Origin of the sequence: Mycobacterium sp. ACS1612 (assembly GCF_001667505.1) — a bacterium.
Lineage (GTDB): Bacteria > Actinomycetota > Actinomycetes > Mycobacteriales > Mycobacteriaceae > Mycobacterium.
On sequence record NZ_LZHZ01000076.1, the window covers coordinates 15,415 to 39,936 of the forward strand.

The 24,522-nt window shown below is 65.6% G+C and carries 18 protein-coding genes, 1 tRNA gene and 2 pseudogenes; 9 read left to right on the forward strand and 12 right to left on the reverse strand.

Annotated elements, in window-relative coordinates:
• Nucleotides 1-376 precede the first annotated feature (376 nt).
• Nucleotides 377-1,228: a cutinase family protein gene (locus tag A5724_RS32250; protein ID WP_067812159.1), complete on the forward strand. Its 852-nt coding sequence runs from the start codon at nt 377-379 to the stop codon at nt 1,226-1,228.
• A gap of 307 nt (nt 1,229-1,535) precedes the next feature.
• Here the strand turns inward: A5724_RS32250 and A5724_RS32255 are convergent, their stop codons facing one another.
• From A5724_RS32255 to A5724_RS32265, 3 genes and pseudogenes are all read right to left on the reverse strand, one after another.
• Nucleotides 1,536-2,801, reverse strand: a complete 1,266-nt coding sequence (locus tag A5724_RS32255; RefSeq protein WP_067812161.1) for a hypothetical protein — start codon at nt 2,799-2,801, stop codon at nt 1,536-1,538.
• Between the two features lie 765 nt (nt 2,802-3,566).
• A pseudogene (locus A5724_RS33490) lies at nt 3,567-3,712 on the reverse strand (helix-turn-helix domain-containing protein); the annotation flags it as partial.
• A gap of 92 nt (nt 3,713-3,804) precedes the next feature.
• Nucleotides 3,805-3,878, reverse strand: a tRNA-Ile gene (locus tag A5724_RS32265).
• Nucleotides 3,879-4,390: 512 nt separating this feature from the next.
• On the opposite strand from A5724_RS32265, the gene A5724_RS35270 reads away from it, so the two are divergent.
• A complete protein-coding gene (locus A5724_RS35270) occupies nt 4,391-4,690 on the forward strand; it encodes a J domain-containing protein (RefSeq protein ID WP_082965396.1) in 300 nt (99 codons plus the stop codon).
• Nucleotides 4,691-4,721: 31 nt separating this feature from the next.
• Here A5724_RS35270 and A5724_RS32270 read toward each other — a convergent pair whose 3' ends face one another.
• From A5724_RS32270 to A5724_RS32280, 3 genes are read right to left on the reverse strand one after another with little or no spacing between them, the layout of a single operon-like run.
• Nucleotides 4,722-5,567, reverse strand: a complete 846-nt coding sequence (locus A5724_RS32270; RefSeq protein WP_067812165.1) for a carboxymuconolactone decarboxylase family protein — start codon at nt 5,565-5,567, stop codon at nt 4,722-4,724.
• A gap of 7 nt (nt 5,568-5,574) precedes the next feature.
• Nucleotides 5,575-6,948, reverse strand: a complete 1,374-nt coding sequence (locus tag A5724_RS32275; RefSeq protein ID WP_067812167.1) for a TldD/PmbA family protein — start codon at nt 6,946-6,948, stop codon at nt 5,575-5,577.
• On the reverse strand, nt 6,945-8,462 hold the full coding sequence (locus A5724_RS32280; protein WP_067812169.1) for a TldD/PmbA family protein: 1,518 nt from the start codon (nt 8,460-8,462) through the stop codon (nt 6,945-6,947). Before A5724_RS32280 ends, A5724_RS32275 begins: the two co-directional genes overlap by 4 nt.
• A gap of 45 nt (nt 8,463-8,507) precedes the next feature.
• Here A5724_RS32280 and A5724_RS32285 point away from each other — a divergent pair, with 45 nt between their 5' ends.
• The 3 genes and pseudogenes from A5724_RS32285 (at nt 8,508) to A5724_RS32295 (ending at nt 11,462) form a co-directional block, all read left to right on the forward strand.
• On the forward strand, nt 8,508-9,380 hold the full coding sequence (locus tag A5724_RS32285) for a carbohydrate ABC transporter permease (protein WP_067812171.1): 873 nt from the start codon (nt 8,508-8,510) through the stop codon (nt 9,378-9,380).
• A pseudogene (locus A5724_RS32290) lies at nt 9,367-10,182 on the forward strand (carbohydrate ABC transporter permease). The gene A5724_RS32285 and the pseudogene A5724_RS32290 overlap by 14 nt, the downstream one beginning before the upstream one ends.
• Entirely contained in the window at nt 10,179-11,462 is a 1,284-nt protein-coding gene (locus tag A5724_RS32295) for a sugar ABC transporter substrate-binding protein (protein WP_067812173.1), read from the forward strand. Before A5724_RS32290 ends, A5724_RS32295 begins: the two are co-directional and overlap by 4 nt.
• Before the next feature lie 511 nt (nt 11,463-11,973).
• Here the strand turns inward: A5724_RS32295 and A5724_RS32300 are convergent.
• From A5724_RS32300 to A5724_RS32310, 3 genes are read right to left on the reverse strand one after another with little or no spacing between them, the layout of a single operon-like run.
• Nucleotides 11,974-15,123, reverse strand: a complete 3,150-nt coding sequence (locus A5724_RS32300; protein WP_232005047.1) for an adenylate/guanylate cyclase domain-containing protein — start codon at nt 15,121-15,123, stop codon at nt 11,974-11,976.
• Nucleotides 15,124-15,174: 51 nt separating this feature from the next.
• Nucleotides 15,175-16,017 carry an energy-coupling factor transporter transmembrane protein EcfT gene (locus A5724_RS32305; protein WP_067812177.1) on the reverse strand — a complete coding sequence of 281 codons (843 nt, stop codon included), beginning with the start codon at nt 16,015-16,017 and terminating at the stop codon, nt 15,175-15,177.
• Nucleotides 16,014-18,056: an ATP-binding cassette domain-containing protein gene (locus A5724_RS32310; RefSeq protein WP_067812179.1), complete on the reverse strand. Its 2,043-nt coding sequence runs from the start codon at nt 18,054-18,056 to the stop codon at nt 16,014-16,016. The genes A5724_RS32305 and A5724_RS32310 overlap by 4 nt, the downstream gene beginning before the upstream one ends.
• A gap of 109 nt (nt 18,057-18,165) precedes the next feature.
• Between A5724_RS32310 and A5724_RS32315 the strand changes: the two genes are divergently transcribed.
• Together A5724_RS32315 and A5724_RS32320 are read left to right on the forward strand one after the other, a co-directional pair.
• The gene (locus A5724_RS32315; RefSeq protein WP_067812181.1) at nt 18,166-18,606 is read left to right on the forward strand and encodes a MarR family winged helix-turn-helix transcriptional regulator; all 441 of its coding nucleotides are present in this window, start codon (nt 18,166-18,168) and stop codon (nt 18,604-18,606) included.
• A 23-nt stretch (nt 18,607-18,629) separates the two neighbouring features.
• Nucleotides 18,630-19,841 carry an MFS transporter gene (locus tag A5724_RS32320; RefSeq protein ID WP_067812184.1) on the forward strand — a complete coding sequence of 404 codons (1,212 nt, stop codon included), beginning with the start codon at nt 18,630-18,632 and terminating at the stop codon, nt 19,839-19,841.
• Between the two features lies 1 nt (nt 19,842).
• Here A5724_RS32320 and A5724_RS32325 read toward each other — a convergent pair whose 3' ends face one another.
• Complete coding sequence (locus A5724_RS32325; protein ID WP_067812186.1) at nt 19,843-20,574, reverse strand: VIT1/CCC1 transporter family protein; 732 nt, start codon at nt 20,572-20,574, stop codon at nt 19,843-19,845.
• A gap of 95 nt (nt 20,575-20,669) precedes the next feature.
• Here A5724_RS32325 and A5724_RS32330 point away from each other — a divergent pair, with 95 nt between their 5' ends.
• Both A5724_RS32330 and A5724_RS32335 read left to right on the forward strand, forming a co-directional pair.
• A complete protein-coding gene (locus A5724_RS32330; protein WP_067812188.1) occupies nt 20,670-22,592 on the forward strand; it encodes an acyl-CoA dehydrogenase in 1,923 nt (640 codons plus the stop codon).
• A 31-nt stretch (nt 22,593-22,623) separates the two neighbouring features.
• Complete coding sequence (locus tag A5724_RS32335) at nt 22,624-23,397, forward strand: SDR family oxidoreductase (RefSeq protein WP_067812190.1); 774 nt, start codon at nt 22,624-22,626, stop codon at nt 23,395-23,397.
• On the opposite strand, the gene A5724_RS32340 is transcribed toward A5724_RS32335, so the two are convergent.
• Together A5724_RS32340 and A5724_RS32345 are read right to left on the reverse strand one after the other, a co-directional pair.
• Nucleotides 23,398-23,877 (reverse strand): LppP/LprE family lipoprotein, encoded by a 480-nt coding sequence (locus A5724_RS32340; protein ID WP_067812350.1) that lies wholly within the window; start codon nt 23,875-23,877, stop codon nt 23,398-23,400. It abuts the gene before it with no gap.
• A gap of 65 nt (nt 23,878-23,942) precedes the next feature.
• Complete coding sequence (locus tag A5724_RS32345) at nt 23,943-24,332, reverse strand: nuclear transport factor 2 family protein (protein WP_067812192.1); 390 nt, start codon at nt 24,330-24,332, stop codon at nt 23,943-23,945.
• Between the last annotated feature and the right edge of the window lie 190 nt (nt 24,333-24,522).

The window sequence follows — 24,522 nt, forward strand, 5'->3', positions numbered from 1 at the left end:
TGAAGCCCGCGTTATCCCTGTGCCACAGGCGATTCTGATCACCGTGCACATGATGTCGTGCCTTCTAGCGGAGTCACACAAAGTGGTTGCCGCGTACTGATATCCGCCACCTACCGATTCCGGCACGACGAACTGTCCTGACGTGCCGTCCACGACGAAGTTCGACGGGTCCGGGAGACGATGGCCGCTGTCTCGGCATCGACATCGGTCCAGCCGGCGGCTTTACGAGGGCGGCTGGCATCACTCGCCGAGTACACACCTTTTCTGCACGAAGTATTGGGCACCAGCGACTAAGCGCCCCGGCTGTCCGCTTAGTTAACGTGCGCACGATCCACAGATGTGACCGTGCCCGCGGTTACTCGGTAGCATCCTTCCGATGAGCAACCACCAACGCGGTTTGCGGGGCGCCACCCACGGTGCCACCGCGGTGCTGACCGCCGGTCTTCTGCTGATCGCGCCAAGCGCTTTCTCGCACAGCTTGCCCTCGGCCAGCGCCGACGACTGCCCGGACGTCGAGGTGACCTTCGCCCGCGGCACCGACGAACCGGCCGGCCTCGGGCGCGTCGGCCAGGCCCTGGTTGACGCGCTGCGCCAACAGACCGGCATGAACATCGGTACGTATGCGGTGAACTACAAGGCAAGCCTTCTCCAGTTGCATACCGACGACGGCTCCAAGGACGCCGTAGCGCACATCAAATCCATGGCCGATAAATGCCCGAATACGCCGCAGGTGTTGGGCGGCTATTCACAGGGTGCGTCGGTGGTTGACATCGTCACCGGAAATTCGGTGGGGGGCCTCCTCAGAGGCACTACGCTGCCAGCCCCATACGCCGCTAACGTCGCGGCGGTCGTCACCTTCGGCAATGTGGCCGACCGCACCAAACAACCGATAACGACCCATAGTGCGCTGCTCGGTTCCAAGGCGATGGACCTGTGCAACCCGATGGACCCGATCTGTCACGAGGGTCCCGGTAATGAATGGAGCGGACACACCGAGGGCTACGTACCCTTCTACACCGACCAAGCGGCGAGCTTCGTTGTCGCGCAACTCCTGGGCGCCCAACTTCCGACTCCGCCGGATCCATATGCGGCGCCTGGGCCGTACGCGACGCCGAATCCATACGCGACGCCCGGGCCGTACGCGACGCCGAATCCTTATGCGACATCCGGGCCTTCTGGGACGCTGGCCCCGTCTGCGGCGGCTGACGGGCCCACCGCTTTCCACTGACCGCTTTCCACTGGGAGCGTCAAGGATCAGCCGAAGTAGGTGTAAAGCATCAGTCGAAACACTGTCAGCCATCACCCGACGTAATACAACGGCCGGGATTTCGACAGTGATCTACGGCCGCGACAACATCGTCATCATGTCCTCGCGGCCGGATTCCACATGGCTCGGTGCTGATCTTGGCCGATTGCGGGCGGCGGCTAGGGCCTTGAATCCAATCAGGCTGGCCCTCAGCGGCTTTAAGTGCCATGTGTGGCGGGCCAACGTCGGCCACGCTGCTACGCCGTCGTGTCACCAACGTGTTGAAACGCTAGTTGGTGAATTTGAGTGTGTCTCCCCAGTTTCCGATTTCCCAGGTGCCGTTGTAGCCCGAGAACCCGTGGTCTGTCTTGGTTGCTGTTCCGCTTGTCTGAGCGGGGTTATCTGCCGTGCCGGTGATCTCTGCGATCCTGATCCCGAATTGGGTGATTGAGCCCCACTGTTGTATTTGACTGTTCATCTGCTGGATGTCGCGTCCGGCACTGTTGCCGGAGTCGGGCTGGATTGCCGCCTTGTAGGCGCGTGCTGCCGTTTTTATTCCGTTGAAGTAGTCGAGGTAGCTTTGCTTGATGGGCCCGTCCAGTTGATCGCACATCTTTTGGCATTGTGTAACGACGTTCTCAATGTCCAGGATTTCGAACACCATGTCGGCCACCGACATGACCACGGCGACAACTGTGATGAACTTGCCGACAGCATCCATGGCGCCAAAAGCGGTGGCGTCTACTTCCTCCACGGGAAGGCCGGCGGCCTCTGCTTGCGCCCTAATGGTGTCGTTCGCAATCTTCAGTTTATAAAACATAATTGCTATGCACGCATTTTGGACCATGGATATTTCAGCTTTACCAGGGAAAGTCCAACCCGCCAGGAAGTCCATGAATTTTTTGACGTCGGCATCAGTCTTTTTGCTGAGGTTCAGGGTATCCAAAGCATCGTAGACCGCGTTTATCTCGTCGCTGTCGTATAGGCGTCGCGCGGAGCCGGCGTACTGTTTAAAGGTCCCGGCATCGAGCGTTGTGTTTCTCTGTACCTGCGCGAGGAATTGCAGGAGGAGGCCCCGACATGTTCGCGTGTCGAGGCCCACCGGAGCCTTGCTGACTATCAGGTCGTTGTTCTTTTTGTATGTAGCGACGTAATTACTCACGTTCGGGTTGATCTGAGCGGAAATATCAGTGTCTGCTGATGTCAGCTTATTGTTGAGTTCTGTTGATTTCGATGATATTACTTTTTGCTGAATTATCTCGGCGGCTTGGAGGGCGGCGAACGCTGCCATCCCAAGTCCGAAAGACCAGATTGCAGCTACCGCGGCTGCGTCGGCAGCGATCTGGGTGGCGTCGGCCGCAATGGTCCGGTCACGCACCTCGCACGCCAAGTCGTGCAACGTCGTGAACTCGGCATTGACCGCCTTGTCTGAATCGAACTCTCCAAGATTTACGAAGAGAGCCTGCTCAGAAATAATGCGGTCGATGTTTTCGTCTGATTCGGTCTCCCAGGTAGACATGTAGTTCAAGTAGGTGATGAGGTCCGTGCTGGCCATGTGAGGTTTGCCTTTCGAATTGACTATTCAACCGACGTACACGTCGGCCGTCGTGAAGCTGTGGTCTTGCTGACGCGGTGCGGTGGGGCGGCCGATTGCGGGCGGATGATGGTGCGGAAATCCGCGCCATCACCTCTTGCAGTAACCGGTCACGGTGTCTCGCACCGTATGGACGAGGAGCCCCAGGTGAAGAATCGGCGCGGCCGGTGTTCCGACATTGCCCGCTTCGAGGCCTAGTCGATAAAGCAACAGCGGTTGTGCGATTTTCGTACTATCGGTCGTTGTCATGTTTGCCCCCTTGTGTCCCCATGTCTGTCCATTGCGATGTGGGCCCGCGAGCGCAGGTCCTGGACATCCCCGCCGAAACGCATGCTTCGGAATCGAGCCTCGACGGCACGCACGTGCAATTTTGGCCCCAGCCGACGAGGCCTCTAACATATTGACGACTCCGTCAAGCTGTCGTCATCGTGGCATCGACGCGTTGGGTTGTCCAGCATTTCCACTTCATTCACAGATAACGATCAAAAACTGGATCTGGGTGAAACGTTCAAAACAGCAGCGTGTTTCGTCTAGGCGAGAAGTCCAGTGCGATCCTCGACCGCAGTCATCGGCAGGATCTCGATTTGCCCTGCGAACCGGCAATCGCACAAATACCATTCAGCACCATTGTTTGGGCGTGTGCCCCGTGTTGCCGTTATCGCGAGACTGAACGCGTCGCTCATCAAATTCGCCGCGTCGGCGCACGCCGGATGCGAGATGAAGCCGACCCTCGGCCTCATGGCGGGCCAACCAGGAATGCAGCGTCTGTCGCGAAACCCCTACCTTCGATGCGACCTGCGGAATCGACAACCCGTCACTGATCACCGCCAACGCGGCCTGATACGCTGCTCTGCCACGCTCAACTCCCTCATTTAGGGAGTGTCAAGAATCAACGGAAGCAACTGTCAAGCATCAGCCGACATAGAAACGTCAGCCATCACCCGAGGAAAAACAGCCTCTGACGTGGGGCGGGCGGGGCTCGAACCCGCGACCAACGGATTATGAGTCCGCGGCTCTAACCGACTGAGCTACCGCCCCTGCGCATAGTTTCGCGGCACCAATGTTCGCACATGCTTCGCGGCCTGCCGCTGTTGAGTTGTCGCCCGGAGCCGGGCGCGGGAACAGACCGCCGCCTCGTCCGCCAGCCGACCGTCTGCGCGTCAACATCGCCATCCGAGACTCAGCCGCTAGAGAAATCGACGGGACGGTTAATTCCACGGCGGGCGGGGTAGTCCGGCCGTAGCGAGGCGGCCAAGACCTATGTGCTTGCCAAGCGCGGAAGGAGGCGCAACATGAGCGGTCGTTGGTCCATTTTGCCGGGCGCAATATTGTTTGCCGTCGGAGCGGTAGGAGCGGCGATCTGGCTGTGGGTCAAGCGAAGGAAGCTGGCGCTCGCGGCGGCTGCATCGGCACCGAAGCAAGCAACTGCGGCGGCTACGGAACAGGCGTCAGCGATACCGAATGCGGTGCCGGATCCGGCAGTAACGGACTCGGCATCAGAACTTCGGCCGTCAGCGCCGTAAACCCCAGCCCCACAGGTGGATTAGCGAGTGGATTTTGACCCCTACGTCGTCTTGGGCGTGCCGTCAACCGCAACCGCCCAGGAGATTCGCCGCGCCTATCTCCAGCAAGTTCGGGAACATCATCCCGACGCCAAACCCGCGATAGGGCAGTCGACGCCGTCCGCCGATGAGGCGCTTCGCCGAGTGGTGGAGGCCTACGAGTTGCTACGTGACCCTGAACGACGGGCACGGTATGACCGCGCACACGCGCGTGCTGAATCCGCCTCCGCCTCCCTGCGGATCCCGGTCGTGGGCTTAAGCTTTCGCGTGAGGTGGCTTTCGGACTGAAATCCGTGGAATGTCGCTTCAAGCTGGGCGCCTAGCCGACCACCGTCTGCCCGTCGGCGTCGATCCGGAACAACTCCGTCCCCTCCGCCACCTGCGCCGCGTCCGCACCGAGTGCCACCATGATCTTGTTGCAGGCATTGCGCATCACGTCCAGCGTCAGCTCGAACGCCTCCTCCTCGGTGAACTGGACCCGCACCCCGGCCACCACGTCCCGGTCGATCCGCGACGGCGTCCAGATCAACGCGTCCACATACCTCAGCGCCGCCTTGTGCCGCTCCGACAGCCGCTCCGAAGTCCCGTAGTCCTCGATGTCGGCATACAGCGACTCCGATCCCCCGGCATCCAACGCCCCGCCCTCGCGCCGCGACTTACACAGCCGGCAGTTGTGCTGCGTCGCCCCGCGTAGCCGCACCACCTCCGTCGTCACCGGGTCCAACGCCCGCAGGCGCGCGACCGCGGGCACGAAGTCCTTCAGCAGCGCAGGGATCGGATCGGTGTCGTGATCCCAGTCCGGTGTCCCGCCGTTGCCCGGCTTGCCCATCCCCAATGCCTCGAAGCCCGCCCACACCCGAGGCACGAAATCGGCGATGAACATCGCCGCCACCGTGCGAAACGCGTTCTTGCCCAACGCCGCAACGAACTGCGCCCGCTGATTGTCCCCGATGCCCGACACGTCGACCGCGAACTGGTCGGCGAACGCCGCCACCACCGCGTCGTGCTCGCGCGCGTCGTCGATGAGGTCGACTTCCGTCGGCAACGGCGGCAGCGACAGCGCCCTGGCGCACGTCAGCCGGATCACCGTGTCGAGACGCGGATCACCCGACGACAACGCGACCAGTCCGGCCAGGCGTGAGGGCAAAGCTTCTTCGTCAGCCACCCATGGATTATTGCGCCTGACTCACCGACGACATGTGAAAGTCAGGGATCCGCAGCGACGGCATCGCCGCACGCGTCGCCCAATCGCCCCACTCCCGCGGCAGCGTCACCTCACTGACACCGGCCTCCGTGGCGCGCCGCAGCAGATCCAGCGGGCTCTCGTTGAACCGGAAGTTGTTGACGGCCGCCGTCACCTCGCCGTCTTCGATTAGGTACACGCCGTCGCGGGTCAGGCCCGTCAACAGCAGCACGGTCGGGTCCACGGTGCGGATGTACCACAGCGTGGTGAGCAGCAGCCCCCGCTCGGTCCCCGCGATCATGTCCGCCAGGCTGGCCGACCCACCCGTCATCAACAGATTCTCCGCGGGCACCGTCACCGGAGCCCCGAACTCGGTGGCCGCCGCGCGTGGATACGCCAGCGCGTTGATCGTCCCGTCCCGGACCCAATCCACCCGCCCGACGTCCATGCCGTTGTCGAACACCGACATCCGCTCCGACGAACTGGGCGCCACCACAAACGGTGTGCACTCCAACCCAGGGGCGGCCGGGTCGGAGTACAACGTCAGCGGCAGATCGGTCAGCCTCTCCCCGACCCGCGTTCCGCCGCCGGGCGCCGACAACGCCGTGCGGCCCTCCTGCGCACCCCGGCCACCCATCGACCAGGTCAGGTTGATCATCATGTCCGCCACCGTCGACGGCGGCATGATCGTCTCGTACCGCCCGGCAGGCAACTCGACGGTGCGCTTCGCCCACCCCAGTTGAGTGGACAGCCGCTCGAGCAGCGAATCAATTGGCACATCAACGAAATTCGGGGCGCCCACGCCTGCCCATGCGCTGGCGCCACCACGTTTGGCGTTGATCTCCATTGAGCCTGTCGGCTGCGTGTACCGCCGCCGCAACCCGCTCGAGGTGGCGACGAACGTCGTCTCCACGATGTGCCGGGCATACCCGTACAACCGGTCCGCGCCGCGAAACGCTTGCGCCAGCGGCTTCGCGATGCCCGCGAACACATGTGCCCCGGTACCGGGCACCGGCGCATCCCAATCGATCGGGACGTCACCACCCGGCAACGGCGGCGCGCCGTCGCTCGCCTCAGGAGCCGACGCCGCCGTCCGCTGTGACGCCGCGACCAGATCCGCGATCACGGCGGGGTCCACAGCGCTGGACCGCATCGACCCCACATGCGCGGTATCTCCCCGCCGCACAATCGAAACGACCGTTGTGGTCCGGCTCACCGATTCGCCGTTTGTGGTCATCGAATTGCCCGCCCACCGCAGTGCGGCGTCGGCGCGGTCGGTGACCACGACGATCGTCTCGTCGGCCCCACCCAGCCGCGCCGCCTCGGCCAGCGCAGTGTCAACGACCTGTTGCGCGCCGATCATCGTCCCGCCTCCGACACCGTGTTGAGCACGTTGATGCCGCGGAACAGCGCCGACGGGCAGCCGTGGCTGACCGCCGCCACCTGGCCCGGTTGCGCCTTACCGCAATTGAACGCACCACCCAGCCGCCACGTCGACGGCCCGCCAACGGCTTCCATCGCACCCCAGAAGTCGGTGGTGGTCGCCTGATACGCGACGTCGCGCACCTGACCGTCCAGCCTGCCATCGCGGATCCGGAAGAACCGCTGCCCGGTGAACTGGAAGTTGTAGCGCTGCATGTCGATTGACCAACTCTTGTCACCGACAATGTAGATGCCGTCCTCGACGCGGCCGATCAGGTCTTCGGTGGTGACGTCGGCGGCGGAGGGCTGCAGTGACACGTTGGCCATCCGCTGGATCGGCACGTGGTGCGGCGAGTCGGCGTAGGAGCAGCCGTTGGACCGCGCGACGCCGAGGCGCGGGGCGAACACCCGATCCAGTTGATAGCCGACGAAAACGCCGTCGCGCACCAGATCCCAACTCTGTGCGCGCACCCCCTCATCGTCGAAACCGACTGTCGCCAAACCGTAGTCGACGGTCCGGTCGGCGGTGACATTCATCACCGGCGAGCCGTAGCGCATAGTGCCGAGCGTGTCCGGCGTCGCGAACGACGTGCCCGCGTACGCGGCCTCGTAGCCGATCGCCCTGTCGTATTCGGTGGCGTGGCCGATCGATTCGTGAATCGTCAGCCAGAGGTTGGACGGGTCGATCACCAGATCGGTCGGCCCGGCGGTCACCGACGGCGCCTTGAGCTTTTCGGCGAGCAGTGACGGCAGCTGCGCCAGTTCGTCGGTCCAGTTCCACGGCTCGTCGTCGACGACGTATTCCCAGCCCCGCGCCGTCGGCGGCGCCAGCGTGCGCATCGACTCGAACATGCCCGCCGCGGCGTCGACCGTGACCGCCTCCAACGACGGCTGCACCCGCACCCGCTGCTGGGTGATCGACGTGCCGAAGGTGTCGGCGTAGAACGTCTGCTCCTTCGCCGTGTGCAACCCGGCCGAGACGTGGTCGACGCCGTCGGCCGCCAGCAGCCGGCCCGAGTACTCGCCCAGCACCGCGATCTTGTCGGCAACGCCGACGGTGAACGGGTCGATCCGGTAGTCCGACACCCAGGTCACGTCGGAGTAGACCGGTTCGGCGGCCAACTCGATGCGCTCGGCGTTCAACGGGGCCAACGTTCTGGCCACCTGCACGGCGCGTCGCGCGGTCTCGATGGCCACGGCCGGGTCCAGCTCCGCGTGGGAGGCGAAGCCCCAGGTGCCGTCGACGATCACCCGCACGGCCATGCCGATCTCCTGGTCGACCACCGCGGTCTCCAGTTCACCGTCACGCAACTGCATGATCTCGGTGGTGATGGCATGTATGCGCAGGTCGGCGTAATTGGCGCCGGCTTCGATGGCGGCGGTAAGGGCGGCGTCGGCGAGCTGATGTCGCGGCAACGCGAGGAAATCGGGGTCCACCCGGTGCGGCGCTGTCACGCCACCACCGTAGTGGCAGGCCAGCGGGTTCGTTTTAATGGCTCGGTGGCAGCAAACCGGATCCGGTCGACGGCTTTGGGTTACACGCTGCTCGCTCCCAGCCTGTTCGGCGTGGTGACCTTCCTGCTGCTGCCCATCCTGGTGGTGTTGTGGCTGAGCCTGCACCGCTGGGACCTGCTCGGCCCGATTCGGTATGTCGGACTGGACAATTGGCAGTCGGTGCTCACCGACTCTTCGTTTGCGACGTCGCTGCTGGTGACGCTGGCGTTCATTGCGATGGTGGTGCCCGTCCAGACCGTGCTCGGATTGATCGCCGCCGCGATGTTGTCTCGCGGGCTTCCCGGCAGCGGATTCTTCCGGACGCTGTACGTGCTGCCGTGGATCTGCGCGCCGCTGGCCATCGCGGTGTTGTGGCGGTGGATCCTGGCGCCCACCGACGGCGCCGTCAGCACCCTGCTCGGCCATCAGATCGAATGGCTGACCGATCCGGATCTTGCGCTGCCCGTGGTCTCCGCGGTCGTGGTGTGGACCAACGTCGGCTACGTCACGCTGTTCTTCCTGGCGGGCATCCTCGCCATCCCCGAGGACATCCACAACGCGGCCCGCACCGACGGCGCGACCACCTGGCAGCGGTTCCGCCGCATCACACTGCCGATGCTGCGACCCACGTTGTTCTTCGTGACGGTCACCGGGGTCATCAGCGCAGCGCAGGTTTTCGACACCGTGTACGCGTTGACCGGCGGCGGCCCGCAGGGTCGCACCGATCTGGTGGCGCACCGCATCTACGCCGAGGCGTTCGGAGCGGCGGCGGTCGGCCGCGCCGCGGTGATGGCGGTGGTGCTCTTCGTGTTGCTGGTCGGCGTGACGACCGTGCAGCACTTGTATTTTCGGCGACGGATCACCTATGACCTCACTTAGCCGCGTCGTCATCTATCTCGGGCTGGCGATCGGCGCGGTGATCACGTTGGCGCCGTTCGCGTCGGGCCTGCTGACGTCGTTCACCTCGGCGCGCCAGTTCAACACCACGTCGCCGCTGTCGTGGCCCGATCCGCCGACGCTGCATAACTACACCGGTCTGGCCGACGCAGGGTTCGGTCGGGCGATACTGGTCACCGCGTTGATGACGGCGGTGATCCTGCTCGGGCAGTTGACGTTCTCGGTGTTCGCCGCGTATGCCTTTGCCCGACTTTAGTTTCCGGGTCGGGACGCGCTGTTCTGGGTGTACATCGCCACGCTGATGGTGCCGGCGACGGTGACCGTGGTGCCGCTGTACCTGATGATGGCCGAGGCCGGGCTGCGAAGCACGTTCTGGGCGTTGGTGTTGCCGTTCATGTTCGGCTCGCCGTATGCCATCTTCTTGCTGCGTGAGTACTTTCGCGGAATTCCCGCCGACCTGATCAACGCCGCCCGCGTCGACGGCGCCCACACGCTGGACATCATCTGGCATGTGGTGGTGCCCGCCAGTCGACCGATTCTGGTGACACTGGCGCTGATCACGACTGTCAGTCAGTGGAACAACTTCATGTGGCCGCTGGTGATCACCAGCGGAAGCAAGTGGCAGGTGTTGACGGTCGCGACCGCGGGCCTGCAGTCGCGGTACAACGCGCAGTGGACGTTGGTGATGGCGGCGACGACGGTGGCGATGGTCCCGCTGATCGTGTTGTTCGTGGTGATGGGCCGCCACATCGTCCGCTCGATCGTCGTCACGGGGCTGAAATGACCTGGCGGCCACGCGCTTCGACGCTCGTGTTCACCGGGTTGGCGCTGACGCTGACGGTGCTGCTGGTGTTCGCGACGCTGCTGGGCCGATCCGGGGAGCCCGCAGGGCGGACGGTGGTGACGGTGCGGTTGTGGGACGAGCAGGTAGCCGCCGCCTATCGGGAGTCGTTCGCCGCGTTTTCTCGTGAGCACCCCGACATCGAGGTCCGCGTCAACGTCGTGGCCTACTCGAGCTACTTCGACACCTTGCGCACCGACGTGGCGGGCGACGGCGCCGATGACATCTTCTGGCTGTCCAACGCCTACTTCTCCGGCTACGCCGACAGCGGTCGGCTGATGAAGATCGACCGTTCGCCCGCATGGGAGCCGTCGGTGGTCGAGCAGTTCACCCGGCACGAAACATTGTGGGCCGTACCGCAACTCACCGACGCCGGCATCGCGTTGTATTACAACGCTGACCTGCTGGCCGCCGCGGGCGTCGATCCGCGTGAACTGTCGTCGCTGCGCTGGTCACTCGGCGGCGACGACACGCTGCGGCCGCTGCTGGCCCGGTTGACGTTGGACGCTGACGGCCGTCGGCAGTGGGGCTACAACGCCGCCAACGATCTGCAGGGCATCTATCTCAACTACATCGGGTCAACGGGCGGGGTGTTCTCCGACGGCGACCGGTTCGCGTTCGACAACCCGCAGGCGGCGTCGGCGTTCGAGTATCTGGTCCGGCTGATCAACACCGATCACGTCGCTCCGCCTGCGTCGGACACCAACGACAACGGCGACTTCTCCCGCAACCAGTTCCTGCAGGGCCGGATGGCGCTGTTCCAATCCGGCACCTACAACCTGGCCGCTGTCGCCGATCAGGCGCCGTTCCGCTGGGGGGTCGCGATGATGCCCTCCGGGCCGAAGGGCCGCGTCAGCGTGACGAATGGCATTGCTGCGGCAGGCAATTCGGCGACCAGACATCCCGACGCGGCGCGGCAGGTGTTGGCGTGGATGGGCAGCCGGCGCGGCAACGAGTTCCTTGGCGCGAAGGGCGCCGCGATTCCGGCTGTACTTGCCGCGCAATCCGTCTACCACAAGTACTGGGCCTCGCGCGGCGTCGACGTGAGCCCGTTCTTCCGGGTGCTGCAGGGTCCACGCATCGCCGCGCCGGGCGGGGAGGGCTTCGCGGCCGGATTCGATGCGCTGAAGCCGTACTTCGACGAGATGTTCCTCGGCCGCGCCGATGTGCCGACGACCCTGCGCGAGGCGCAGAAGGCGGCCAACGCCGCCGCCGCGCGCTGACTCTGCGCCGCTAGTCCGTTGTTGTCACTGTGCAGGCGGTGTCGCCGACGCAGGTGGTGGGGCCGAAGCGGCGGGTTTTGCCGGCCGCAAGACCTTGACGAACCCTGTAACCGCAGTGATCAACCCGGTCACAGCGACGACCAGTGTCGTGACAAGCCCGATTGTCGCGGCGGTGCTGTTGAGAAGCCCTCCGCCGGGGGCAGCAGTCGCGCTCGGTGCGGGCGCCTGAGCACCCGCCGGGGTGGCTGCTGAGGGCGCGGTCACAGTAACCGTGGCTGGCGCAACTACGGTCACCGTGACTGGCTCTGGCATGGACGGACCAGGCTCGAAGGAGGGGGCTGGACCTGGTACAACTTCCGGAATTGTTGTTTGAGGTAGGCCCGTAGCGGTCGATGGCGGTAATGGCGGCTGGACTGGTCCTCCCGCTATCGGTCCGTCGCTCGGCTGCTCAGACGTCGTCGGTAGATAGGTTGGCTTCGGTGACGCCCGCACCGCAGAGTCAGCGTCCGCGTCACGGCATCGCCGCAGCCACCGCGAGAAAGCCTTCGGCCTGAAGCGACGTCGCCATCTCTCGAAAGCCGGTGGCGCAATCCCGGTAGACCGCCTCGTCGCCGTCCGCCTGAGCCAGAAAAGCCCGGACGATGAACGACACCATCCGATCGAGCGCGTAGCGCGGGCTGCCCAGTTCGTTGACCGACGCCACCACCCGGTGCGCCTCGCTCAGATCCGCTGCGCCGCCACGAGTCAGCAGTAGCTGCACAAGCGTCGCCGCGACGCCTCCCCGGCTCATCAATTCGCCAGAGTCCGACAGCCGGGCAAGGTTCGATCGCGCTGACTCGATGGCACCATCGAGGTCGGCACCGGCCGCTCGCTCCTTGGTGAAGACGTCCTCGATGTAGGGCAGCGTTGTGCTGCTGAACCGCTCCCGCAGGCAGGCGTCGCGAACCTGTCGAAGCAGAGCAAGCCCAGCCTCATGGTCCGCCCCGCTGAGGAACGTCAACGTGACGCCCCGGACGAACCGCGCAGCGGTCAACGCGAAGTCGTCGCTTGATTTCTCTGCCAGCTGCAGCGCTTCGGCCGTCTCCCGCAGAGCCACCTCATCGGCTATCAACGCGCCGGCGGCGATGCCGAGGTACTTGTACATGACCGCGAAGACGAAACATGCCGGATCCTTGACACGGGCCATGTCGACGGCCTGATCCACGTCGTCGCGCCAGCCGGCGATACCGATGCGATAGCGCAGCGTTCCGCGGATCGCGAGCAGCAGTGACAGCGGTGAGCCGAAGATCAGATTGCCCATGGTGGCGTCCCCGTCGGCCAGATCGATGGCGTGCTGCGCCATTTCGAGCCCCTCCGTCAATTCGCCGGCCTCGTACTTGGCGAGAATCAGCGGGAACGCCAATCCGACCGTCAGCGCGGGGTCGCCGATCGCCTCGAACAACGCCATGCATTCCGATGCGAGCCGTGACGACTCCCGATGGCGTGAATGCACCGTCAGCGCCATCACGAAACCGGACATCCCCATCGACAGCGAACGCTTGTCGTCGGTGCGGCCGGTCAGTTCGCGCAGTTCATCGAAACCCGAGTCGGCGACGCTGCCCCCAACTCGGAACGCCGAGGCACACAGCAGAGTCCGTGGGGCTATCCGCATCGCGTCGATATTCGGTGTGTCATCGGGCATTTGATCGGCGACCTGGCTGGCCCGCCGCCAACTGACGCGTGCGCCGAGGATGTCTCGGGTGGCCAACCACCCCGCCGCGCGCATGTGCCAGCCGTATGCCTGCTGCAGATCGCCTGCCGCTTCCGCGTGTTCGGCGATCAACGCCGCGTTGGCGTCGAGGGCTCCGGCGTGCCGTTGCTCGATCGCGGCCGCGCATCGCCGGTGCCAGTCCGCCCGATCGGCTTTCAGTTGCGATTCGTAAGCCACGGTCTGAATCAACGGATGTCGGAACGTGTACTCCGGTGGCGGGCCCGCGAGCACCTCCTCGATCAGCTCCGCGTCGGCCAACGCCGCCAGTGCAGGCGGCACGCCCAGGGTTTCGAGTATGTCTGCGGTGAACCGCGACCCGACCACCGCTGCCGCCCGTAGTGTCCGCTTGGCGTCTTGACCCAGGCGATCGATGCGCGCGGCGATGGTCGCTTGCAACGTCGCCGGGACGCTGATGTCGGCCACACCATCGCGACAGGTGTACTCGCCGCGGCTGCCGACCAGCACACCGCGGTCAGCCAGATCGCGCACGATCTCTTCGGCGAAAAACGGGTTGCCTGCGGCGCGTTCGGTGATCAAAGCGGCGACCCGAGCGGTCGACGAATCGGCTCCCACCAGTTCCGCCGTCAATGCGCTGGCCTGCGAAACATCCAGCGGCGTAAGCGCAATCCGGGTTGCGTCGGCCAGCTGTGCGAGGGTCCCGCGGTATTCGGGTCGATAGGAGATGATCGCCATCGACTGCGAGCGCGGCACAACCGCCAGGAAGTCGGCCAGCATCGCCTCACTGACTTCGTCGATCCAGTGCGCGTCTTCGATCACGTACAGCGCGGGGCGTGGGCGCGACTGCAGGGCGGCAGTCAGCAGCGCGGTCAACCGTCGTCGACGGGCGTCCGGGTCGATGTCCGGCATCGCCGCATCTGGGTCGGCGATACCGAGCAAGTCTTCGAGCAGCAACAGGTCCTCGGTGTCGCTTGCTACGAACTGCGACCGGACCCGTTGGCGTGCAGCGCTATCGGGCAGGTCGACGACACCGCATGCGGCACGCAACAGATTCGCGACGGCATGAAATGCGATGTCGGCGGCATGCGCATCACAGAACCCGACGTACACGTCGACGCCGGCATCGCGCGCCAACGCGGTCGTCTCCCCGATGAATCGGCTTTTCCCGATGCCGGCGTCCCCGACCAGGCAGACGATCCGGCCGTGGCCACCGGTCGAGTGTGCGACGGCCTCGGCGATGTTGCGCATCTCGGCCTCGCGACCGACGAACGTCGACCGCGACGGCTGGGGCCGTAGGGAATGGACCGCCAACAATCGACGGGCCAGCACGCCCGCATCCCGACCTTTGATCTGGACGAGTTCTGACTCGCCCAGCGCGGCAACGGCTTCCACGAGCCTCGCGGTCGATTCGCTGAGCATCACCTCGCCGGGTGGTGCGACGGATTCCATCCGTTGAGCCATGCCGACGTGTTCACCGATCGCGGTGTATCCGGCGGCGCCGGCGGGCATTTCACCGGCGACCACCTGCCCCGAATTCAGGCCGACACGCACCTGCAGTTCGACGCCGTCGCGGACGCGCACTTCGCCCGCTTGGCGTCGCACCGCCTGCTGCAGGTCGATTCCCGCGCGGCAGGCGCGTAACGCGTGGTCTTCCAAAGCCGCCGGCGCGCCGAACAGCGCCATGATTCCGTCGCCGGTGAAACTCTGCACCGTGCCGCAGTGGCGCGCCACCACCGCGGCGGCGGCATCGACCAGTTCGGCGATGATCTCTCGCATCCGCTCAGGACCGACCGCACTCGCAATGTCCATCGAACGCACCACATCGGCGAACAACACCGTCACCTGCTTGAACTCGGCGGCCTCACGTGCGACGGCGATCGGCGCGCCGCACGAGTCGCAGAACCGAGCGCCGTTGCGCGGTCGGACGCCACACGAGTCGCATACGGTCGCCATCGCCATCGATCTCCTTCGGCCAAGAATAAAGCGACGGCGCCGTCCCCAGACTCAGCGTGTGGAAATTGTGCCTCCCACCGTCAATTCGAGCGTTATCGCGGCAGCGCACATCATTGCCACGATCGCCAGCGCCACCCAGTCGGCGCGTTTCGGGCCCGACGGGACCGCCGAGATCTGCCCGGCGCCGCCTCGCGCGGTGATCGCGTCGCCCATCTCGTCGGCGCGGCGCAGCGCCACGGTGATGCCCGCCGCGAGGATGTCGACAACTTCGAGAGCCCACCGCTTGCGGCGCTGACGTCGGGTGGTCGGCACCATCTTCGGCCGCAACCTACGGGCCGCATACAGCACCCGGAACTCGTCGATCAGCATCGGAAACGCCCGCAGCGCCAAGGCCAGCGCCACCGCCCAGTCATCGACCGGGACGCGCAGCGGCCGCAGCGGACGGCCCAATTTGGCTACCGCAGGCGCGATTTCGGCGACGTTTGTCGTCCACGACACCATCGCGCCGAGCCCGAGCAGCACGATCGACACCGCCGTGATGCGTAGGAAGGTGAGCAGCCCACCCAACTCGAGGTGCACCGAACCCACGTCGATTACCGGACTGTCTCCTGAGAACGCCGCCGTCGCACCGCCGATGAACAGCAGCACCCAGAGCCAGCGCGGAATCGACGGCAACGCGCCACGCTGAATGTGCGCCAGCCGAGCCGCCGTCAGTATCAGGGCGGCCACCAATCCGATGGGCACCCAACCCGGGTAGAACGTCAGCAGCACACCGATGCCGGCGACGGCGATGAGTTTCGTTCCGGCCCAGAGCCGATGGATGACGGTGTCGCCCGGCACCGGCCGCAACAGCACGACGGGTGCGCGCTGCTTGGCTGCCGTCGGCGCACTCACGACATCTCTCCCGCCGCCGTCGGCGCCGCCAACTGACCGTTGTGCAGGCGCAGGGTGCGCGGGCACAGGTCTTCGAGGCCCGAGAAGTCATGCGAGATGACGACGACCGTCAGGCCGGCGTTGCGCCGCAGATCCTCCAACAGGCGCAGCAGGCCACGCTGGCTCGCGGCGTCCAGTCCAGCCAACGGCTCGTCGAGGATCAGGGCCCGCGGGGACCGGGCCAGCAACCCGGCAAGTACGACGCGGCGCATCTGGCCGCCACTGAGTTGATCGATGCGACGCGTTGCCATTGCGGGGTCCAGCCCGACGGTGCCCAACGCCGTGACCACCCGGTCCCGGTCACGGTGCGAGAACCCGGCCGCCGAAGCGATCTCCAGGTCGACGCGGCTGCGCATCAGCTGCAGCCGGGCCGCCTGAAACGAAATGGCAACGCCGCCAACCTGATCGGAGACCGGTTCGCCGTCGAGCAGGCAGCTGCCGACCGTCGGCACCGTCAGCCCCGCCATGATCCAGGCCAGCGTGGACTTGCCCGATCCGTTCAGACCGTGGATCAACACCCCGTCACCCTCATGGACGGCGAAGTTGATGTCGTGCAGAGCCGTTGTTGCCCAAGGAGTTCCGCTGGCGTACTCGTGGCCGACGCCGATCAACTCGAGCACCGCGTCTTCGGAACGCACAGCGGCGGGAGTTGTCCCGGTCGGAGCCGCAGCCGTCTCGACCATCTCTGTGTTGTCCGAGGCACCACCGTTACCGGTCAGGTTGATCACCCGGTCCGCCGCGTCGGCCTCGCTGTTGTAGTGCGTGATGTGCACCAGCGACATGCTGTGGTGCTGGGTCAGACCCGACAGCACCGACATCAATCCCTCGCGACCGTCCTGGTCGACCATGCTGGTGATCTCGTCGGCGATCAACAGCGACGGCTCGCGGGCCAGTCCCGCGGCGACCGCGAGGCGCTGCAACTCTCCGCCGGACAGTCCGCCGGTGTCCCGTTCGGCGAGCCCGTCGAGGCCCACCTCCGCGAGCAGTTGATGCACGTCGATGGTCTTTCCGGGCGGCAACCCCCACACCACGTCGTCGGCGACGCGGGTGCCGAGCACCTGGCTTTCCGGGTGCTGCATGACCACCGCGGTGCCGCCGAGCTTGCCGAGGCCGACGGCGCCGGGCCGGTCGATGGTCCCCGAGGTCGGCTCGCGGCCTGCGAGCATCAGCATCAACGTCGTCTTGCCCGAGCCGTTGGCGCCCGTCACCGCGACGTGCTCACCGGGTTCGACGCTCAGCGACACCGGACCGAGGGCGTCGTGGTCGGCCTTCGGATAGCGGAACCGGACGTCGTTCAGTCGCACCGGCACCGGCGCGATGGGTCCGGCATCGGCCGACGACTCCAGCTTGTGCACATCCGGGATCCCGAGCAGCCGGGTCAGCACCCGTGACAACGCCCACCAACCGATGAACGTGACCATCACGATGGACAGCACCGAGGAGCCGAAGAACAGGAACGGCCAGTAATGCAGCGCGGTGGCGAAGTCGTTCTTCAGCCGTTCGGCGGCGGGCTCGAGATTCGGAATGCGGGAGAGCACCACGGCGAGGCCGTTGATGTTTGCGGTCACCGTGTCGAACATCAGATGGCGCAGCCGCGACAGGATGGCCAGCGCCGTCACCGTCAAGACGCCGAACAGCGCGCCGGCGACGACGGCCGCGGCCAGCACGGTCAGCAGTCCCCGCCCGCGACGTTTGACGGTGCCGGTCAGTCCGCCGATGTAAGCGCAGTTGACCACGGTCATGAAGCCGCCGAGGCCTGCGATCAGAAACGCGATGACCGCACCCGCGACCGTGGCGGCGATCAATACCCGGAACCGGTACCGGTAGGCGAGCAGACCCATCGGCACGGTGCCCAGCAACGACACGCCCGCGGCGAACGGGACGACGACGGCGATGATCGCGGTGGCTGCGCACAGCGCCGCCATCACCGAGGCCTGCGCGAGTTCGACCGGTTGCAGCGAGCCTGCCCGACGCGGGGCCCCCGGCTCGGTTACGGTCATTTCTCGATTCTGCCAGTCGCCCCTCGCAGCCCCTCGCCCCCGATGCTGTGAGCGGCGACACGCCCGGCAAAATTTGAATCGCATAGTAAACCTATGTAATCTTCAAGGCATGTCCCCGACGCTCGGAGCCGATCTCCTGTCCGTGGTGGCCCGGATCAACCGGCTGGCCACCCAACGGGTTCGCATGCCGCTGGGTTACGCCCAGGCGCGGCTGCTGTCGACGATCGAGGATCAAGGCGCGACCCGGATCTCGGATCTGGCCGCGCTGGACCACTGCTCGCAGCCGACGATGACCACCCAGGTCCGCCGGCTCGAAGACGCGGGCCTGGTATCGCGCAACGTCGACCCCGACGATGCGCGGGCGGTGCTCATCCGGATCACGCCGAAGGGCGTCGACACGCTGCGCCAGGTGCGCATCGATCGAGCCGCGGCCGTCGATCCGTACCTGGAGCGGCTCGATGCCGCGGACCGGCAAACGCTCACCGACGCGGTGCGCGTGATGCGACGACTTCTCGAGGATGCGGCCGCCCCCACCCCAGCCAAAAGATAACCGCAAAGGAGTAGCCGCACCGTATGTGGCGCCAACCCAAGGCTGTTTGGGCCGTTGCCTTCGCGTCCGTCGTGGCGTTCATGGGCATCGGTCTCGTCGACCCCATCCTCAAACCGATCGCCGACAACCTCGACGCGTCGCCGTCGCAGGTGTCGCTGCTGTTCACCAGCTACATGGCGGTGATGGGCGTGGCCATGCTCATCACCGGTGTGGTGGCCAGCCGCATCGGCCCCAAACGCACCCTGCTGATCGGGCTGGTGGTCATAATCGCGGGCGCGGGCCTGGCGGGACTGTCCGACTCTGTGATGGAAATCGTTGGCTGGCGGGCACTTTGGGGTCTTGGCAACGCGCTGTTCATCGCGACCGCGCTGGCCACCATCGTGGGTTCCGCGCGCGGCTCCGTCGCCCAGGCGATCATCCTCTACGAGGCCGCACTGGGCCTCGGCATCGCGGTGGGGCCGCTGGTCGGCGGAGTGCTCGGCTCGATCTCGTGGCGCGGCCCGTTCTTCGGGGTGTCGGTGTTGATGGCGGTCGCGCTGATCGTCACCGCGTTCCTGCTGCCGTCAACGCCGCGCGCCGAACGCGCCACCACGCTGGCCGACCCGTTCCGTGCGCTGCGCCACCGCGGTCTGCTGGGCGTCGCAATCACCGCGCTGCTGTACAACTTCGGCTTCTTCACGTTGCTGGCGTTCACCCCGTTCCCACTCGACATGGGCGCGCACGAGATCGGGCTGATCTTCTTCGGCTGGGGTCTGGCGCTGGCCTTCACGTCCGTGGTCGTCGCGCCGCGGTTGCAGCACCGCTTCGGCACGGTGCCGACTCTGATCGTCAACCTGCTGGCGATGACCGCGACGCTGGCGGTGATGGCCGTCGGCACCGACAACAAGGCCGTGCTGGCGACGTGCGTGGTGGTCGCGGGTCTGTTCATCGGCATCAACAACACGCTGATCACCGAGACCGTCATGAAGGCGGCGCCGGTCGAACGCGGAGTGGCTTCGGCCGCTTACAGTTTCGTGCGGTTCGCCGGCGCCGCGCTGGCACCCTGGCTGGCCGGTGTGCTTGGCGAGCGGATCAGTGTGCATCTGCCGTTCTGGGTCGGCGCCGCAGCCGTGCTGGTGGGCGCGGGCGTGCTGTTCGCCAGCCGACGTCATCTGGCCGGGATCGACGTCGAGGAGTCGGAACTCGACGAGACGGTCGAGCAGGCAGAGGCCATCACGGTCGGCAGCGACAGCTGAGTCAGACGACCGTTCCGACCAGATGCCCGACTAGGTACGTCGCGGCGATCGCCACCATGCCGAACACCAACTGACGCAACGACGCAAACCACAACGCCTTCTTGGTGAAACGGGCCGCAACTCCCCCTGCGACCATCAGGCCGATGCCGCCGAACAGCAGGCCGAGCCACAATGCTTGGAAGCCGAGGAAGTACGGGATCAGCGGCACGATGGCGCCGATGGCGAATGTGACGAAACTGGAGCCTGCCGCGACCCAGGGCGACGGTTTCTCGTCCGGGTGGACGCCCAGTTCCTGCGCCACATGCACGTTCAACGCGCGGGTCTCGTCGCGGTGAATCTCCTCGGAGGCCTTCTCTGCGGTTTCCGGGCTCATGCCCATCTCGACGAGCATCCAGACCAGTTCGGTTTCTTCCGCCTCTGGGTGCTTGCTCAGCGCGCGGCGCTCCATCCGCACCTCGGCGTCGAGTTGCTCGTTCGCGGTGGTGACGGAGGTGTACTCGCCGAGTGCCATGGAAAACGCGCCGGCTACCAGCCCGGCGAAACCGCTGATGACCACGGTGTGTGCATCGGCCGCGGCGCCCACACCGGCGATCAGGGCGGTGTTGCTCACCAGTCCGTCCATCGCGCCGAACGTCGCGGCGCGCAACCACCCGCCCGACACATCCGAGTGTCGATGGTGCGGGATGTGCGGCATGCCCGTCGGCGATACCGGTGCCTCGTCTGACTCGGTCATAACCAAATTCAACGTCACCGATTTCCGCTGGTCCAGCAAGGCTAGGTTTGCCACATCACAGTTTCCGCGGGGGCCGAAAGGGCTACCGTCTGAATATGACCACCACTGCGGAGCATCTACGCAACACGCTGGACGGCCGTTGGCGCGATGTGAAGAACAGAATGCGCGAAGAACTCGCCAACGAGGTGTTCCGACCGCACTACACACCCAACACCGTCATCGCGCGCACCAAAGCGATGGAGCAGATGAAGATCATGGCGGCCCACGGCGCCGCCGAAGACGGATTCAAGAAAGAGCACGGCGGCAACGGTGACGTCGCGGCCGCCGTCACCCGGATCGAAATGCTGGCGATGTCGGACCTGTCGCTGATGGTCAAGGCCGGCGTGCAGTGGGGCCTGTTCGGGGGCGCGATCGAGAACCTCGGCACCGAGCGCCACCACGAGGCATACGTACCGCGGATCATCAACCTCGACCTGCTCGGCTGCTTCGCCATGACCGAGACCGGTCACGGCAGCGATGTGCAGTCGCTGGAGACGACGGCCACCTATGACCCGTCCACGCAGGAGTTCGTCATCGACTCCCCCACCCCGTCCGCACGCAAGGATTACATCGGTGGCGCCGCCGAGACGGCAACCGTGGCAGCGGTATTCGCGCAATTGATCACGCCCGACGGCGAACGCCACGGCGTGCACTGCTTCGTGGTGCCGATCCGCGACGAAGATGGCAACGACCTGCCGGGGGTGACTACCGGTGACTGCCACTACAAAGGCGGCCTGCCCGGCGTTGACAACGGCCGCATCCAGTTCGACCACGTGCGCATCCCTCGGGAGAATTTGCTGAACAAGTATGCCGACGTGGCGGAGGACGGCACGTACTCCTCGCCGATCGAGAATCCCAACCGCCGGTTCTTCACCATGCTTGGCACGCTGATCCGCGGCCGGGTCACCGTCGGCGGCAGCGCCGGTGCGGCAGCCCGTGTGGCACTCGACATCGCAACGCGATATGCGTTGCAGCGCACGCAGTTCCAGGCACCAGGCGATGACCACGAGGTGCTGTTGATGGACTACCTCGTGCATCAGCGCCGGCTGTTCCCGCTCATCGCGAAGTCGTACGCGCTGCAGTTCGCGCAGAATGAACTGGTGGCCAAGACGCACGAACTGCAGAGCGCCGAAGACCCCGACCGGGAGGAGCAACGCGAACTGGAGTCACGCGCCGCCGGGTTGAAGGCCGCCAATACCTGGCACGCCACCGCCGCCATCCAGGAGGCCCGCGAAGCATGCGGCGGCGCAGGGTATCTCGCCGAGAACCGGCTCATCGCGCTGAAGGCCGACACCGACGTGTTCACCACGTTCGAGGGCGACAACCACGTGCTGACCCAGTTGGTGGCCAAGGAACTGCTGACCGCCTACGCCGACGACATCAAGGGCATGAGCCCTGTCGAGTGGGTGCGCTTCGCAGCCAACTTCGCGGGTGAGCGAGTGTTGAAACGCACTGCGGCTGAGACGATCATGCAGCGCATCCTCGACACCCGGCAGGACAACGAGGAAGAGGGCAGCCTGTTCAACCGCGGCACCCAGGTCAAGATGTTCGAGGACCGCGAGGAGTACATGATCGCGACGGTGGCCCGCCGGCTACGGGGCAAGTCGAAGGAGATGAGCGCCTTCGACGCGTTCAACGCGGTGCAAGACCACGTGCTGCACGCAGCGTCGGCACACATCGACCGGATCATTCTCGAGGCGTTCGTCGCAGGCATCGATTCATGCGAGGACGACGAGGCACGCAAGATCCTCGAGATGGTGTGCGACTTGTACGCGCTGTCGGCGATCGAGGACGACAAGGCCTGGTTCATCGAGCACCAGTTCCTGTCGACCGAACGCGCGAAGGCCGTCACCCGCGGGATCAACGAGCGGTGCCGCACGTTGCGGCCTTACGCGGAGGTCCTCGTCGACGGCTTCGGCATCCCCGAGCAGTTGCGCTACGCCGAGATGCTGCATCCAGAGAACATCGTCGACACGTAAACATGTCGGTGGCGGGTGGCAGGCTCGCCGTGTGTCTGATTCCCCCGAATTCTCTGGTCGTACGGCGCTCATCACGGGCGGCACCCGCGGTATCGGCAAGGGCATCGCCGACCGGTTGCGCGCGGGTGGTGCGCGCGTCGTGGTGGCGGCCCGGTCCGCGCCGGACGGGCGCCCCGATGACGTGATCGCCGCCGACGTCACCACCGCCGACGGTGTGGCAGCCCTGGGTGTCGAGGCGCTTGACCGCCTCGGCCGCGTCGACATCCTCGTGCACAATGTCGGCGGGTCGGGTCAGAAGGACGGGGGCGTCACAGCGCTCACCGAGGAGGACTGGCAGGCGGCGCTGAACGCCAATCTGCTGGCGGCCGTGCGGCTCGATCGACAACTCGTCCCTGGCATGGCGGCACGCGGCACGGGCGCCATCGTGCACGTCACATCGATCCAGCGCCGAGCCCCGCTGCCCACCACCATCCCCTACGCCGCAGCGAAGGCCGCGCTGACCAACTACAGCAAGGCATTAGCCGATGAATTGGCGCCCAAGGGTATTCGTGTCAACGCCGTCTGCCCTGGCTACATCGAGACGGAATCGGCATACCGGATGGCCGAGGAAATCGGTCGGATCAACGACATCAGCGTCGACGAAGCGCGCGCACAGATCATGGCATCGATCGGCGGCATCCCGCTGGGTGCGCCCGGCCGACCGGCCGACGTCGGTGAACTGGTCGCGTTTCTCGTCTCCGATCGCGCGGCCTACATCACCGGCGCCGAGTATGTGATCGACGGCGGCAGCGTGCGGGGCGTGTAGCTATTGGGCGGGAATCGGGTCCAGCGCCTTGAGTTTTCCGCCTTCGACCTTGAACCGAACCGTGGCGGCACCGCTCGGGCAGCAGGCCGGATCCTGGCCCTGCCGCCATTTGTATTGCACCGCAGCGACGTCGCCGCCCGCGGCGCTGATCGTGACGTAGGGCCGTGGCTCGGGGGTCGCGGTGCCGATTGGTGTCTTGCGGTCGAAGAACAACACCTGGCCCGGGCTGTCGGACGCATCGCCCGACGTGACTACGACCCAGTGCAGGCTGCAGTCGTCGGTATGCCCTCTGACGACTTCCAGCCAGGGCGCCGAGGGCAGTTTGGCGATCTCGGCCGTGACCATGTCGTCGCTGGGTCCCTCGGCCGCGGTGCATGCGGCCGAGGTGGTTGGTGACGATGACTGCTGCTGCTTGTCAGACCCGCAACCCGCGACGAGTAGGCAGGCGAAGACAACGGCGATCAGCCGGGAGGGGCGCATGGCGACAACCATACGTGGGGCCATGCGACCCTCGACGCCCGGCCCAAAATGCTTGGGCGCAGCGGTTATCCAGCGGCGAGTTGTTTCTTGCCGTAAACCCGCTCCAAGAGGGCGGTGTCGCCGTGCACTTCCATCCGAACGGTCTTGCCGTCCCGGATCGTCATCACGTCGGCGTCCTCACCGGATTGGCCTTCAGCCGTTACCTCAGTGATCGCTACGACGACGTCATCTTCGGCAATGAGCCTCTTGACCGTTACGGTTGGCGCCTTCTCTGCCAACCGTTGCATGTGCTCCATCACTTCGGTTTTGCCATGGAAGGTGCCGCTGACAGTGCTATCGCCTGGTTGCACCCACTCGATGTCGTCATCGAACAGGTTCATCAGCGTTTCCATGTCGCCGGCGGCAAAGGCGTCGTAACCCCGCTGGACGAGTTCTTTGTTCTCTTGCGCTGACATTCAGTTCCCCCTTCGTGCGTGCGCTGACGTCGGCCGCGAATGTCGTGGCCGGTCCGGGGAACCCGCGATGTGCAGCTCCCCGGTCCGTCAGACCGCTCGCCGCCGCATCGATTATCGCCCCGCCATGATCAACGACGAAAGCGTTCGACCACAAATCGATTGACGCCGTTGACCACGCAAGCACATCGCA

Bases quoted from the DNA above. Each gene is read 5' to 3' on its own strand.
- A5724_RS32250 (WP_067812159.1), top strand. From the start codon at position 377: ATGAGCAACCACCAACGCGGTTTGCGGGGCGCCACCCACGGTGCCACC.
- A5724_RS32255 (WP_067812161.1), bottom strand. From the start codon at position 2,801: ATGGCCAGCACGGACCTCATCACCTACTTGAACTACATGTCTACCTGG.
- A5724_RS32275 (WP_067812167.1), bottom strand. From the start codon at position 6,948: ATGATCGGCGCGCAACAGGTCGTTGACACTGCGCTGGCCGAGGCGGCG.
- A5724_RS32295 (WP_067812173.1), top strand. From the start codon at position 10,179: ATGACCTGGCGGCCACGCGCTTCGACGCTCGTGTTCACCGGGTTGGCG.
- A5724_RS32300 (WP_232005047.1), bottom strand. From the start codon at position 15,123: ATGGCGACCGTATGCGACTCGTGTGGCGTCCGACCGCGCAACGGCGCT.
- A5724_RS32310 (WP_067812179.1), bottom strand. From the start codon at position 18,056: ATGACCGTAACCGAGCCGGGGGCCCCGCGTCGGGCAGGCTCGCTGCAA.
- A5724_RS32315 (WP_067812181.1), top strand. From the start codon at position 18,166: ATGTCCCCGACGCTCGGAGCCGATCTCCTGTCCGTGGTGGCCCGGATC.
- A5724_RS32320 (WP_067812184.1), top strand. From the start codon at position 18,630: ATGTGGCGCCAACCCAAGGCTGTTTGGGCCGTTGCCTTCGCGTCCGTC.
- A5724_RS32325 (WP_067812186.1), bottom strand. From the start codon at position 20,574: ATGACCGAGTCAGACGAGGCACCGGTATCGCCGACGGGCATGCCGCAC.
- A5724_RS32330 (WP_067812188.1), top strand. From the start codon at position 20,670: ATGACCACCACTGCGGAGCATCTACGCAACACGCTGGACGGCCGTTGG.
- A5724_RS32340 (WP_067812350.1), bottom strand. From the start codon at position 23,877: ATGCGCCCCTCCCGGCTGATCGCCGTTGTCTTCGCCTGCCTACTCGTC.
- A5724_RS32345 (WP_067812192.1), bottom strand. From the start codon at position 24,332: ATGTCAGCGCAAGAGAACAAAGAACTCGTCCAGCGGGGTTACGACGCC.